Source organism: Pararoseomonas baculiformis, assembly GCF_017813395.1.
Classification (GTDB): domain Bacteria; phylum Pseudomonadota; class Alphaproteobacteria; order Acetobacterales; family Acetobacteraceae; genus Roseomonas; species Roseomonas baculiformis.
Map to the genome: position 1 here is coordinate 51,646 of NZ_JAGIZB010000021.1, position 13,303 is coordinate 64,948.

Below are 13,303 nucleotides of genomic sequence, written 5' to 3' on the forward strand. Positions count from 1 at the left end.
AGCAGCCCCGCCCGGCCGCACCCAGGCAGCAAAGAGGACCCATGCCCCTCTACCCGCACCGGCACCTCCTCGCGCTGCAGGGCCTTGAGCCCCCCTACATCGCCGAACTCCTGGACCTCGCCGAGTCCTATGCCCTGCTGAACCGCAGCGGGAAGACCCAGCGCGACGTGCTGCGCGGCCAGACCCTGATCAACCTCTTTTTCGAGGACAGCACCCGCACCCGCACCAGCTTCGAGCTGGCGGGCAAGCGCCTGGGCGCGGACGTGATCAACATGTCCGTCAGCACCTCCTCGGTGAACAAGGGCGAAACGCTGCTGGACACGGCCTCCACGCTGAACGCGATGAAGACCGACCTCCTGGTCATCCGCCATGCCCAGTCCGGCGCCCCCGCCCTGCTTTCGCAGAAGGTGGATGCGGCGGTGATCAATGCGGGCGACGGCACCCATGAGCACCCGACCCAGGCGCTGCTGGATGCCCTGACCATCCGCCGCCGCAAGGGCAGGCTGGAGAACCTGACGGTCGCCATCTGCGGCGACGTGCTGCACAGCCGCGTCGCCCGCAGCAACATCCACCTCCTGCTGGCGATGAACTGCCGCGTCCGCATCGTCGGCCCGCCAACCCTCATCCCGGCGGAAGCCGAGGCGCTCGGCGTCGAGGTCTTCCACGACATGAGGGCGGGGCTGAAGGACGCCGATGTTGTCATGATGCTGCGCCTGCAGAAGGAGCGGATGCAGGGCGGCCTCGTCCCCTCCGCGCGGGAGTTCTTCCGCTTCTACGGCCTGGATGCCGCGAAGCTGCGCCACGCGAAGCCTGACGCCATCGTCATGCATCCGGGCCCCATGAACCGCGGCGTGGAGATCGACAGCGCCATCGCCGACGATCCCACCCGCAGCGTGATCGGCGAGCAGGTGGAGATGGGCGTGGCCGTCCGCATGGCCGTGCTCGACATTCTGTCCCAGAACCAGCGGCGCAACGCCCGATGAGCATCATCCTCCAGAACGCCCGCCTGGTCTGCCCCGCCAGCGGCCGCGATTCCCCGGGCAGCCTGCTGATCGAGAAGGGCCGCATCGCCTCGCTCGACGGCACCGGCGCGCCGGAGGGCGCGGAGGTGCTGGACTGCAACGGGGCCATCCTCGCCCCCGGGCTGATCGACCTGCGCGCCGCCCTGGGCGAGCCCGGGCAGGAGCACCGCGAAACCATCGAATCCGCTGCTGAGGCCGCGGCGGCCGGCGGCATCACAACCCTCTGCGCCCTGCCGGACAGCGAACCGGCGCTGGACGACCCGGCCCCGCTGCAATTCATCCTCCGCAAGGGCGAGATGACCGGCAGCCTCTCCATCCTGCCCTATGGCGCGGCCACCCGGGGCTGCGCGGGCAAGGAGATGACCGAGTTCGGGCTGCTGCGGGAAGCCGGCGCCATCGCCTTCACCGACGGCACCCACGCCATCGCCGATGCGCGCACCATGCGCCTCGCCCTGTCCTACGCCCGCGCCTTCGGCACCTTCATCGTGCAGCACCCGGAGGAGCCGTCCCTCGCCCGCAACGCCTCGGCGACCGAGGGCGAGATGGCGACCCGCATGGGCCTGCCAGCCGCCCCCGCCGCGGCCGAGGCGATGATGGTGGCGCGCGACATCGCCCTGGCGCGCCTGACCCGGGGCCATGTGCATTTCGCCCATGTCTCCACCGGCGCCGCGCTGGACCTGATCCGCCAGGCCAAGGCCGAGGGGCTGCGCGTGACCTGCGACACCGCGCCGCCCTATTTCGACCTGAACGAGACGGCGATCGGCGATTTCCGCACCTATGCCAAGCTCTCCCCGCCCCTGCGGCGGGAGGAGGACCGCCGCGCCGTGGTCGCCGCCCTGGCGGATGGCACGATCGACGCCGTCGCCTCCGACCACCAGCCGCGCGATGCCGACGACAAGCGCGTGCCCTTCGCGCAGGCCGAGGCCGGGGGCGCCGGGCTCGCCACGCTGCTCGGCGTCACCCTGGCCCGCTACCATGGCGGGGACCTGCCCCTGCTGCGCTGCCTGGAACTGCTCACCGCCGCGCCGGCGAAACTGCTGGGCCTCGAGGCCGGCCGCCTCGCCCCCGGCGCCCCGGCCGATCTCGTCCTCTTCTCCCCGGACCGGGGCTGGAAGGTCGAGGCCGGGAAGCTGCCGGGCAAGGCGCAGAACTCCCCCTTCGATGGCCGCGCGCTGGAGGGCCGGGTGGTCGGCACATGGAAAGCCGGCCGGCGGGTCTTCGGATGAGCTCCGCCATGCTCTGGGCCGCCCTGCTCGGCCTGCTCCTGGGCTCCATTCCCTTCGGCCTGGTCCTCACCAGGGCCGCAGGGCTGGGCGATATCCGCTCCATTGGCTCCGGCAATATCGGCGCCACCAATGTGCTCCGCACGGGCAACAAGAAGCTCGCTGCCGCCACGCTGCTGCTGGACTTCCTCAAGGGCGCCGTGGCGGTCTGGCTGGCCGGCGCGCTGTTCGGGCCGGAGACCGCCGGCATCGCGGCCATCGCCGCCGTGCTCGGCCACTGCCATCCGCCCTGGCTCGGCTTCCGCGGCGGCAAGGGCGTGGCCACGGCGCTGGGCGTCTTCCTCGCCCTGGCCTGGCCGGTTTTCGTCGCCGCTGGGCTGACCTGGCTCGCCATGGCGAAGCTGGTGAAGATCTCCTCGGCCAGTGCCCTCGCCGGCCTGCTGGTGGCCGCGCTGGTGGCATGGCTCTGGGGCGGATGGCCGCTCTTCTGGCCGGTCGCGCTCATCGTGGCCTATGTCTATCTGCGACACCACGCGAATATCCGCCGCCTCCTGGCCGGCACCGAGCCCCGGATCGGCCAGGGCAAGTAGTTGAACCCGGCCGATTCCCTCGCGCGCCTCCGACTCGCCCGCACCGAGGGGATCGGCCCCCAGACCTTCCGGCGCCTGCTGGCCCAGCATGGCAGCGCCGAACGCGCCCTGCGCGCCCTGGCCGCCGACCCCGCCCGCCGCTTCACCCCGCCCGATCCCGGAACGGTGGAGGGCGAGCACGACGCCATTCTGGGCATGGGCGGCGAATGGCTTCATCTCGGTGGCCCCGGCTACCCGCCCCTTCTCGCCGCGCTGGATGACGCCCCGCCGGTCCTCGCGGCGTTGGGCGACCTCTCCCTTCTCCCCCGCCGCCAGGTGGCGATCGTCGGCTCCCGCAACGCCTCCTCCGCCGGGCGCCGCATCGCGGAGGACATGGCGGAGGCGCTGGCCGAGGCGGGTGTCGCCGTCACCTCCGGCCTGGCCCGGGGGATCGACGCAGCCGCCCATGCCGGCGCCCTCCGCCACGGCCGCACCATCGCCGTGATCCCGGGCGGGCTCGACATCGCCTATCCGCCGGAGAATCGAAGCCTTCAGGAGGCGATCGCCGCCGAAGGCCTGCTTCTGGCCGAGGCGCCGCTCGGCACGGCCCCCCTCGCGCGGCATTTTCCAAAACGGAACAGAATCGTCGCGGGCCTCTGCCTCGGCATCGTCGTGATCGAGGCCGCCCACCGCTCCGGCACCCTCATCACCGCGCGCCTCGGGGCCGAGGCCGGGCGCGAGATCTATGCCGTCCCCGGCTCCCCGCTGGACCCGCGCTGCCAGGGCTCGAATGACCTGCTCCGGAACGGCGCGCGGTTCTGCGAACATGCCGGCGACGTGCTGGAGACCCTGCCCGCCACGGCGGAGGCGCTGCCCCTCTTCGCCCCCAGCCCCTCGCGTGGGGGCGCGCGCCCCCGCATGCATGTGCCCGCACCCCCGCATGCGGAGCCCGGCGAATCGGGCGATTCAGAGCTGCTCTCGCTGATCGGCCCGACCCCGGTTGCGGTTGACGAGGTGCTTCGCCGCTGCCACCTCTCCCCGCCAAACGCCCGCGCCGCGCTCCTGGAACTGGAGCTGGAGGGCCTGATCGAGGCGTTGCCCGGAAACCGTGTCGTGCGGTCCGGCGCTCAGCGCGCAGAAGGATTGGAAGGCGGCCAGCCCACCGCATGACAGACGTTGTCGTCGTCGAATCGCCCGCAAAGGCGAAGACCATCAATAAGTACCTGGGCAGCGGCTACACCGTGCTGGCCTCCTTCGGCCATGTCCGCGACCTGCCGCCCAAGGACGGCTCGGTGCGCCCCGAGGAAGATTTCGCCATGGACTGGTCCTCCGAGGACCGGGGCGAGAAGCAGGTGCGCGAGATCGCCCAGGCCCTGAAGGCCGGGCACGCCAAGCGCCTCTACCTCGCCACCGACCCGGACCGGGAGGGCGAGGCCATTTCCTGGCATGTGCGGGAGATGCTGGAGAGCCGCCGCGCCCTGAAAGGCGTGGAGGTGCACCGCATCACCTTCAACGAGATCACCAAGCGCGCCATCCAGCACGCGATCGAGCACCCGCGCGAGCTCGATGTCCCGCTGATCGACGCCTATCTGGCCCGCCGCGCGCTGGACTACCTCGTCGGCTTCACCCTCTCGCCCGTCCTCTGGCGCAAGCTGCCGGGCAGCCGCTCCGCCGGGCGCGTGCAGTCGGTCGCCCTGCGGCTGATCACGGACCGGGAGGCCGAGATCGAGGTCTTCCGCGCCCGCGAGTACTGGACCGTGGAAGCCGGGCTCCAGACCCCGGCCGGCGCCCCCTTCACGGCGCGGCTCACTCATCTGGAAGGCCGGAAGCTCGAACAGTTCGACCTTCCGGACGAGGCCGCCGCGCTGCGCGCCAAGGCGCTGGTCGAGGGCGGGCGCTTCAGCGTCTCCTCCATCGAGAAGAAGCGCGTCCGCCGTAACCCGCCGCCGCCCTTCACCACCTCCACCCTGCAGCAGGAGAGCAGCCGGAAGCTCGGCTTCGGCGCCCAGGCCACCATGCGCCTGGCCCAGCAGCTCTATGAGGGTGTGGATATCGGCGGCGAGACCGTCGGCCTCATCACCTATATGCGAACCGACGGCGTCCAGATGGCCCGCGAGGCCATGATGGGCATCCGGGACCATGTGAAATCCGCCTTCGGCGAGAATTACCTGCCAGCGGCGCCGCGCGAATACGCCTCCAAGGCAAAGAACGCCCAGGAAGCGCATGAGGCGATCCGCCCGACGGACGTGACCCGCACGCCGCAGGATGTCGCCCGCTACCTCAACCCCGACCAGCGCCGCCTCTATGAGCTGGTCTGGAAGCGTGCCGTCGCCTCGCAGATGCAGTCGGCCGAGATGGACCAGACGGCGGTGGAACTGGACGACGCCGGCGGCAAGGCAAGGCTGCGCGCCACGGGCCAGGTCATTGCCTTCGATGGCTACCTGAAGCTCTACCGCGAGGATATCGACGACAGCCGACAGGAAGCCGATGACGAGGCCAAGACCCTGCCCCCCATGGCCGAGGGCGAGCAGCCCCGCCGAGGGGAGGTGACGGCCAGCCAGCATTTCACCCAGCCCCCGCCCCGCTACACCGAGGCCAGCCTGGTGAAGAAGATGGAGGAGCTCGGCATCGGCCGCCCCTCCACCTACGCCTCGATCCTGCAGACGCTCCAGGACCGCGACTATGTGCGCCTGGAAAGTCGGCGCTTCGTGCCCGAGGATCGCGGTCGGCTCGTCACCGCCTTCCTGATCTCCTTTTTCGAGCAATACGTGGACACCGGCTTCACCGCCACGATGGAGGAGAAGCTCGACGACATCTCCGGCGGCCGGGCCGACTGGCGCCAGGTGATGCACGAGTTCTGGGACCAGTTCCGCGCCGCGGTGGACGCCACCAAGGACCTCAAGATCAGCGATGTCATCGACGCGCTGGACGAGGATCTCGGCCCGCATTTCTTCCCGCCCGGCGAAGGCGGCACCGATCCGCGCGCCTGCCCGGTCTGCCAGACCGAGCACCGCATGGGCGGGCGGCTGGGCCTGCGCCTCGGACGGACGGGCGCCTTCATCGGCTGCTCCAACTACCCGGAATGCCGCTACACCCGCCCCCTCGCCGTGCCGGTGGAGGGTGAGGACGCCTCGAATGACGGCCCCCGGACCCTCGGCACCGATCCCGAGACAGGCCAGGAAGTCTCGGTCCGCCGCGGCCCCTACGGCCTCTATGTGCAGCTTGGCGAGCCCGGCACGGATGAGAAGGGCAAGCCGACCAAGCCGCGCCGCGCCTCCCTTCCGCGCGGAATGGACCCTGAAACGCTCACCCCTGAGCGGGCGCTCGCCCTGCTCAACATGCCGCGCATCATCGGGCTGCATCCGGAAACGGGGGAGGAGATCACGGCCAATCTCGGCCGCTTCGGCCCCTATCTGAAGATGGGCGCGCTGTCGCAGAGCCTCACGCCGGGTGACGACGTGCTGTCCATCGGCATGAACCGGGCGGTGGAGATGCTGGCCAATGCCAAGCCCCGCGGCATCACCCTGGGCAACCATCCCCAGGACGGTGCCGTGGTGGAGGTGAAGCGCGGCCGCTTCGGTCCTTTCGCCCAGCACGGCAACCTCGTGGCCTCCCTGCCGCGCGGCGTGCAGATGGAGGATTTCACGCTCGATCAGGCCGTTGCTCTTCTCGCGGAGAAGGGCAAGCCCCTGCCGGCCAAGAAGGGCGCGGCCGGGCGGAAGGCGCCGGCGAAGAAGGCCGCTGCGGCCCCTTCGGCGGAGGCGGCGCCGAAGAAGGCCTCGGCCAAGACAGCGAAGCCGGCAGCCAAGGCCCCCGCGAAGGCGGCCGCGAAACCGGCCACGAAGAAGGCCGCCGCCAAGCCGGCCGCGAAGCCCGCGGCCAAGCGGTCGGGCTGAGTTGGCGACGCGCCCGCCCCGCGAGCCCCGGAAAGGCGGCCGCCCCGCCCCGGGCGCGGGGCGCGCCCTTCCCAGGGCTGGCGGACCCCCCTTGCGTCGCCGGGAAACCGGCGGCGAGCCAAACCCGTTGCCCAGCCGTGAGGAGCTTCGCGCCTTCCTGCGCGAGGCCCCGGGCCGGATGGGCAAGACCGAGATCTCCCGCCATTTCGGCCTTTCCAGCGACCAGCGTCCCGCGCTGCGCGCGCTGATGGCCGCGCTGAAGGAGGAAGGCAGCATCGCCCCGGTCGGACGCCGCACCATCCGTCATTCCGCCAACCTGCCGGACATGGCCGCGCTGGAGGTCTTCGGCACCGATCCCGACGGCGAGCCCCTTGCCCGCCCCATCACCTGGGAAGGGGCGGAGAAGCCGGTGATCCATATGCACCCCGAGCGCGCGGGGCAGCCCGCCCTCGCGCCCGGGGATCGCGTTCTCGCCCGCATCACGCGCATCGGCCCGGGCCGCTATGAGGGCCGCACCTTCAAGCGGATCGGCAGAGGCTCGCCTTCCCGCATCCTCGGGATCTTCAGCACCGGGCTGGTCGAGCCGGTGGATCGCCGCTCCCGCGCCGCCTGGGTGATCCCGCCCGGCCAGGAGAACGGCGCGGAGCCCGGAGAGTTGGTCTATGCCGAGCCCATTCCCGGCGGCTCGCGTGAGCGCTTCATGGGCCCCAAGCCCGCGCGGGTGGTGGAGCGGCTGGGCCGGATGGACGAGCCCCGCGCCGTCTCCCGCCTCTGCATCGCAGCCCACAACATCCCGGACACCTTCCCCGACGAGGTGATCGAGGCCGCCGAGCGTGCGAAGGCCGTCCCCCTCGGCAGCCGCGACGACCTTCGCGACATCCCCCTGGTCACCATCGATGGCGAGGACGCGCGCGACTTCGACGACGCCGTCTTCGCGGAGCCGGAGGAGCAGGGCTGGCGCGTCATCGTCGCCATCGCCGATGTCGCGCATTACGTCCGCACGGACGCCCCGCCGGACCGCGAGGCGCGGCTGCGCGGCAACTCGGTCTATTTCCCCGACCGCGTCGTGCCCATGCTGCCGGAGGCGCTGTCCAATGGCTGGTGCAGCCTGAAACCGGACGAGGATCGCGGCTGCCTCTATGTCGAGATGCGTTTCGACGGCGCAGGCACGAAGACCGGCCATCGCTTCGGCCGTGGCCTCATGCGCAGCGCCGCGCGCCTCACCTATGAAAGGGTGCAGGCCGCGCGCGATGCCGGCGAGGATGCCGGGCTGGAACAGGGCCATGTCGCCCGCCTCTACGGTGCCTATGAGGCGCTGCTCGCCGCACGCCTGCGCCGCGGCACGCTGGACCTCGACCTGCCCGAGCGCCGCGTCATCCTGGATGCGGAAGGCAAGGTCCTTTCCGTCGCGCCCCGCCCTCGCCTCGACAGCCACCGGCTGATCGAGGAGTTCATGGTCGCCGCCAATGTCTGCGCGGCCGAGGAACTGGAGCGGCTGCACATGCCCTGCATGTACCGCGTCCATGACCGCCCTTCGGACGAGAAGATGGAGGGGCTGCGGGGCTTTCTCTCCGGCTTCGGCATCACCCTGCCGCCCTCGAACCTCGTGCGCCCCGGCGACTTCGCGCGCGTGCTGGAGAGGACGAAGGACATGCCCGAGGCCCGTCTCATCAACGAGACGATTCTCCGCGGCCAGTCCCAGGCCGAGTACGACCCCGAGAATATCGGCCATTTCGGCCTCGCCCTGCCGCGCTACGCGCATTTCACCAGCCCTATCCGGCGCTATGCCGACCTGCTGGTGCACCGCGCCCTGATCCGTGGGCTGAAGCTCGGCGATGACGGGCTGAGCGACGCCGAGGCCGCCGCCATGCCCGATATCGGCGAGCACATCACCAGGACCGAGCGCCGCGCAGCCCTGGCGGAACGCGACGCCGTCGAGCGCTACCTCGCCGCCTACATGGCAGACCGCGTCGGGGCGCATTTCTCCGCGCGCGTTTCGGGCGTGACACGCTTCGGGCTCTTCGTGACAGTAGAGGAGAATGGCGCGAGCGGAATCATCCCGCTGAGCGCGCTGCCGGACGACCAATGGTTCCACGAGGACGCGGCGATGCGCCTGCTCGGCCGCCGCACGGGATTGAGCTTCAGCCTTGGCCAGGAGGTCGAGGTGCGTCTGTCCGAGGCGGTGCCGCGAACGGGCAGCCTGACCTTCCAGCTGATGATGGGCGACCCGCGCGCGACGGCGCCGCGCAAGGCGCCGCAGCCCCCGCGCGGAAGACAGAAGATCACGGACCGCAAGCCCAAGGGCGCCCGCCCGGGCAAGCCGGCCCGAGGGGCGAAGCCACCGCGCTGACGACACGCCGTACCCTTCCCCGCCTGCATGCAGCGGCGCTGGCCGCGCTTGCCTGGACTGTCGTTGCCCTCCCCGCTCCCCTTCGGGCCCAGGGTGCGCAGGATTTCGCGCTGAACCTCCGCACCGCCTTCGGGGCGATCGCCGAACGCCATCTGGAGCCCACGGAGCCCGCGCTGATCGGCCTGTGGACGCTTCGCGGGCTGGAGGCGCTCGATCCCTATCTCTCGGCCACCCGCCGTGGCCCCGCCCTCGTCCTCGGCTTCTCCGAGACGCTGTCGGCCGACCAGCTGGCGGGCAACACCCCCGCATCGGTGGCCGATGCCGTTGCGGCCCTGTTGAACGAGGCCGAGCGCCAGTCCCCGGCCCTGCGCCGCGCGGGACGGCAGGCCATGCTCCAGGCCGGGTTCGAGGAGGTGTTCAACCATCTCGATCCCTACAGCCGCTATCTCACGGCCGATGAGGCCCGCCAGGCACGGGACCGTCGCCTCGGGGCCAATGACCTCGGGATCACCCTGGTCCCGGCGCCCCGCCGGGTGGTGGCGGTGGGCCAGGTGGCGCCGGGCAGCGCGGCGGACCGGGCGGGGCTGCGGGCCGGCGATGTCGTCGTCGCGGCGGATGGGATCGCCCTTTCGGCGGATGGCCTGGACGAAGCCCATTCCATCCTCGAAGGCCCGCCGGGCAGCAGCGTGCTCCTTTCGGTCCGGCGCGGCCGCCGGCGGGTGGACGTGCTTCTCACCCGGAGCGCGGCTCCCCTTCTCTCCGTCTCCGCGCGGGTGCGGGATGGCATTCTGTGGCTGCATCTCCCGCTCTTCTCCGCCGCCACGCGTGAGCAGCTGGGCCGCGCCCTGGAGGAGAACCCGGCGGCGGATTCCCCGCTCGGCATCGTGCTGGATCTTCGCGGGAACCGGGGGGGATTGCTGCAGCAGGCCATCCGGGTGGCCGATGTCTTCCTTCCGGGCGGAGTGATCGCGGCCACCGAGGGCAGGCACCCCGAGTCCCGCCGCCGCTTTGATGCCACCACCGGCGACCTCGCCCTGGGCCGGCGCCTGGTGGTGCTGGTCGATGGCCGCACCGCTTCCGCTGCCGAGGTGGTGGCCGCCGCCATGGGCGATCTCGGCCGCGGGGTGGTGGTGGGCAGCGCCACCATGGGCAAGGGGCTGATCCAGGTGCTCGTGCCCCTGCCCAATGGGGGCGAGCTCGCCCTTTCCTGGTCCCGCATCGTCGCCCCGCGGGGCTGGCCGCTGCAGATGCTCGGCGTCCTGCCCGCCCTGTGCACCAGCCGGGGGGCGGAGGACATGGCGCGCAACCTGGCGACCATCGGCACCCCGGACAGCCCGATGGCCATCCCCCTCGCCCGCGCCCGCGCCGCCCGGGCGCCCCTGGTAACCAGCGAGGTGGCCGCGCTGCGCGGCGCCTGCCCCCCGGCGGAGGGACGGGATGCTGATCTCCAGGCCGCCCGTGCCCTGCTGGAGAACCCGGAGGCCTATGAACAGGCCCTGGCGCGGTGACCGCAGGGAGAGGGCCGGATAAAAGCTTGACGCAGCCGCCGTGGCGGCTAGGTTGCGGCCCCTTCGCGACCCGGCCCTGGCCGGCACCCGCCCCTGTGGAATCGAGTCCCGAGTAGAGCCATGGCCAAGTCCAACACGATCCAGATCCGCCTCGTTTCCTCCGCCGACACCGGCTATTTCTACGTGACCAAGAAGAACACGCGGAATGCCACCGGCAAGATGGAGAAGAAGAAGTACGACCCCGTCGCCCGCAAGCACGTCGTCTTCCGCGAGGCCAAGATCAAGTAATTCCCGGCGGGCCGCAGCGCCCGCCCGGGTAAAGCGGCGAGGACGCCCGGGGGCACCGTGCCCCACGGGCGTTTTTCGCATGGGCACGCCCCGGAGAAGGGCCGGGCACCCGCATGGTGCCCAGCCCTGGCTTGCGCCTCAGGCCGCTTCGGCGCGCAGCACCACCCGGCCCGTCACCTTCCCGTCCCGCAGCCGCTCCAGCACCGCATTGGCCTTCTCCATCGGCTCCGTCGTCACGGGCAGGGCGGCGAGCTTTCCTTCCTTCGCCAGGGCCATGACCGCGTTCAGGTCATCCAGCGACCCGACATAGGAGCCCTGGATGGTCAGGGCCCGGATCGCCATCAGCGGCAGCGGCAAGGACATTTCCCCGCCGAACAGCCCGACCTGCACCAGCTTCCCGCCCTTCCCCAGCGCATCGAAGGCGAAGCGCGCCGTGGCGCTGCCGTTCACCAGGTCGATCACCGCCATGGCCGGGCCGCTGCAGGCCGCGACGATGGCCTTGGTGACCTCGGTCCCGTCACTGCCCTGGGCCAGCACCGTATCCGTCGCGCCAGCCGCCCGGGCCGCCTCCAGCTTCTCGGCCGAGACATCCACCGAGACGATACGACGGTGCCCCAGCGCCTTGAGCATATGGATCGCGTTCAATCCCAGCCCGCCGGCGCCGACCAGCACCACAGGCCGGTCCGGCGGCAGCGTGCCCAGCTTCTTGATCGCGGAATGGACGGTGATCCCGGAACAGGCATAGGTCGCCGCGACAGCGGGCTCCACCCCGTCCACGGGCACGAGGTACTTGGCGTCCGGCACCAGCACATGCGTGGCGTAGCCGCCATTGCGGTAGATGCCGAGGGTGCGGGCGGCGTTCGGGCACATATTGTCCTCGCCCGACTGGCAGCGCTCGCACTGGCCGCAGCCGATCCAGGGGAAGACCACCTTCGCCTCGCCAAGGGCCACGCCCCTGGCATCGGGCCCCATCGCCGCCACGCGCCCGACGATCTCGTGCCCCATGGCCAGCGGCAGCACCACGCCGCGGTCCTGCAGGGAAAGCTTGCCGCGGCTGCCCAGGTCGTAGCCGCCCTCCCAGATATGCAGGTCGGAATGGCAGACGCCGCAATGCGTCACCTCGACCAGCACCTCCGCGCCCTGCGGCTCCGGCGTCGGCATGTCCAGCGCCTGCAGCGGCGCCCCGGTTTCGACTACAGCCCAGGCCCGCATTTCATCCCTCCCTTGCTTGGTGCCGCATGGCACACCTGGGCCGGGGCGGGGTCAAGCGCACATGCCCCTGGCGCGGAGGGCGCGATGGCGTTACTGCCGCGTGCCTGACTGGGAGAGAACGCCATGGAACGACGCGCCCTTCTTGGCCGCGCGGGCAAGGCCGCGACGCTGGCCGCCGGCACCGCCGCCCTCGCCGCGCCCGCAATTGCGCAGACGGCGCAGCCCACCCTGCGCTGGCGTCTCACCTCCTCCTATCCGAAGTCGCTGGACTGCATTTATGGCGCCGGGGAGGTCTTCGCGAAGGCGGTTTCCGAGCTGACGGATGACCGCTTCCAGATCCGCGTCTTCGCGGCCGGCGAGATCGCCCCGCCGCTGCAGGCGCTGGATGCCGTGCAGACCGGCAGCGTGGAATGCTGCCACACCACCAGCTTCCTCTACACCGGCAAGAACGAGGCCTTCGCCTTCGCCACCGGCCTTCCCTTCGGCCTCAACACCCGCCAGCAGAACGCCTGGATGTATGAGGGCGGCGGCATCGACCTGATGAACGAGGTCCACCGCAAGTTCAACGTCTATGGCATGCCGCTCGGCGCGACCGGCGCGCAGATGGGCGGCTGGTTCCGCAAGGCGCTGGGCCCGGCCTCGGACCTGAACGGGCTGAAGATGCGGATCGGCGGCCTGGCCGGGCAGGTGCTCTCCCGCCTGGGCGGCGTGCCTCAGCAGCTCGGCGCCGCCGATCTCTACCCTGGCCTGGAGCGCGGCACGATCGATGCCGCCGAATGGCTCGGCCCCTATGACGACGAGAAGCTCGGCTTCGTTCGCGTTGCGCCCTTCTACCACTACCCCGCCTGGTGGGAGGGCGGCGCCTCCACCTATTTCTACGTCAACCTCGAGCACTGGAACGCGCTGCCGAAGTCCTATCAGGCCGCCATCCGCACGGCCTGCGCGGAGGCCACGCACTGGATGGTGGCGCGCTATGACATCCGGAACCCCGACAGCCTGCGCCGCCTGATCGCCCAGGGCGCCCAGCTCCGCCCGTTCTCGCGCGACATGATGGACACCTGCCTGCGCACTTGGCTCGACATCGAGAAGGAGTTGGTGGCCAAGAACCCGGATTTCGCCAAGGTGCATGAGAGCTGGTCCAAGCACCGCGACGACATGCGGGTCTGGCACCGCGTGGCCGAGCTCACCTTCGACAACTACGTCGCCCAGGCCAGCGCCCGCCGCTGAGCCCGGGC

Annotated in this window: 10 protein-coding genes; 9 read left to right on the plus strand and 1 reads right to left on the minus strand. The window is 71.1% G+C overall.

All coding sequences use genetic code 11. The features are described from left to right. The first annotated feature begins 41 nt into the window (after positions 1-41). From J8J14_RS18875 to rpmG, 8 genes are all read left to right on the plus strand, one after another. Positions 42-983: an aspartate carbamoyltransferase catalytic subunit gene (locus J8J14_RS18875; protein WP_209381101.1), complete on the plus strand. Its 942-nt coding sequence runs from the start codon at positions 42-44 to the stop codon at positions 981-983. Further along, positions 980-2,248: a dihydroorotase gene (locus J8J14_RS18880; RefSeq protein WP_209381102.1), complete on the plus strand. Its 1,269-nt coding sequence runs from the start codon at positions 980-982 to the stop codon at positions 2,246-2,248. Before J8J14_RS18875 ends, J8J14_RS18880 begins: the two co-directional genes overlap by 4 nt. Further along, on the plus strand, positions 2,245-2,835 hold the full coding sequence (gene plsY / locus J8J14_RS18885) for a glycerol-3-phosphate 1-O-acyltransferase PlsY (protein ID WP_245215959.1): 591 nt from the start codon (positions 2,245-2,247) through the stop codon (positions 2,833-2,835). The genes J8J14_RS18880 and plsY overlap by 4 nt, the downstream gene beginning before the upstream one ends. Beyond that, positions 2,836-3,984, plus strand: coding sequence for a DNA-processing protein DprA (gene dprA, locus J8J14_RS18890; protein ID WP_209381104.1), 1,149 nt, complete (start codon positions 2,836-2,838; stop codon positions 3,982-3,984). Beyond that, positions 3,981-6,710 carry a type I DNA topoisomerase gene (gene topA, locus J8J14_RS18895; RefSeq protein WP_209381105.1) on the plus strand — a complete coding sequence of 910 codons (2,730 nt, stop codon included), beginning with the start codon at positions 3,981-3,983 and terminating at the stop codon, positions 6,708-6,710. The genes dprA and topA overlap by 4 nt, the downstream gene beginning before the upstream one ends. Positions 6,711-6,888: 178 nt before the next feature. After that, positions 6,889-9,060: a ribonuclease R gene (rnr, locus tag J8J14_RS18900; RefSeq protein WP_408896328.1), complete on the plus strand. Its 2,172-nt coding sequence runs from the start codon at positions 6,889-6,891 to the stop codon at positions 9,058-9,060. Positions 9,061-9,371: 311 nt separating this feature from the next. Continuing rightward, positions 9,372-10,568: a S41 family peptidase gene (locus tag J8J14_RS18905; protein WP_209381107.1), complete on the plus strand. Its 1,197-nt coding sequence runs from the start codon at positions 9,372-9,374 to the stop codon at positions 10,566-10,568. A 120-nt stretch (positions 10,569-10,688) separates the two neighbouring features. Then, the gene (rpmG, locus tag J8J14_RS18910) at positions 10,689-10,856 is read left to right on the plus strand and encodes a 50S ribosomal protein L33 (protein ID WP_073134866.1); all 168 of its coding nucleotides are present in this window, start codon (positions 10,689-10,691) and stop codon (positions 10,854-10,856) included. Positions 10,857-10,994: 138 nt separating this feature from the next. On the opposite strand, the gene J8J14_RS18915 is transcribed toward rpmG, so the two are convergent. Continuing rightward, positions 10,995-12,068 (minus strand): alcohol dehydrogenase, encoded by a 1,074-nt coding sequence (locus tag J8J14_RS18915; protein WP_209381108.1) that lies wholly within the window; start codon positions 12,066-12,068, stop codon positions 10,995-10,997. A 123-nt stretch (positions 12,069-12,191) separates the two neighbouring features. On the opposite strand from J8J14_RS18915, the gene J8J14_RS18920 reads away from it, so the two are divergent. Further along, positions 12,192-13,295 (plus strand): TRAP transporter substrate-binding protein, encoded by a 1,104-nt coding sequence (locus J8J14_RS18920; protein WP_209381109.1) that lies wholly within the window; start codon positions 12,192-12,194, stop codon positions 13,293-13,295. Positions 13,296-13,303 lie beyond the last annotated feature (8 nt).

What these genes read in the sequence shown, in the direction of transcription:
- J8J14_RS18875 (WP_209381101.1), top strand. Translation starts at nt 42, where the DNA reads ATGCCCCTCTACCCGCACCGGCACCTCCTCGCGCTGCAGGGCCTTGAG.
- J8J14_RS18880 (WP_209381102.1), top strand. Translation starts at nt 980, where the DNA reads ATGAGCATCATCCTCCAGAACGCCCGCCTGGTCTGCCCCGCCAGCGGC.
- plsY (WP_245215959.1), top strand. Translation starts at nt 2,245, where the DNA reads ATGAGCTCCGCCATGCTCTGGGCCGCCCTGCTCGGCCTGCTCCTGGGC.
- topA (WP_209381105.1), top strand. Translation starts at nt 3,981, where the DNA reads ATGACAGACGTTGTCGTCGTCGAATCGCCCGCAAAGGCGAAGACCATC.
- rnr (WP_408896328.1), top strand. Translation starts at nt 6,889, where the DNA reads ATGGGCAAGACCGAGATCTCCCGCCATTTCGGCCTTTCCAGCGACCAG.
- rpmG (WP_073134866.1), top strand. Translation starts at nt 10,689, where the DNA reads ATGGCCAAGTCCAACACGATCCAGATCCGCCTCGTTTCCTCCGCCGAC.
- J8J14_RS18915 (WP_209381108.1), bottom strand. Translation starts at nt 12,068, where the DNA reads ATGCGGGCCTGGGCTGTAGTCGAAACCGGGGCGCCGCTGCAGGCGCTG.
- J8J14_RS18920 (WP_209381109.1), top strand. Translation starts at nt 12,192, where the DNA reads ATGGAACGACGCGCCCTTCTTGGCCGCGCGGGCAAGGCCGCGACGCTG.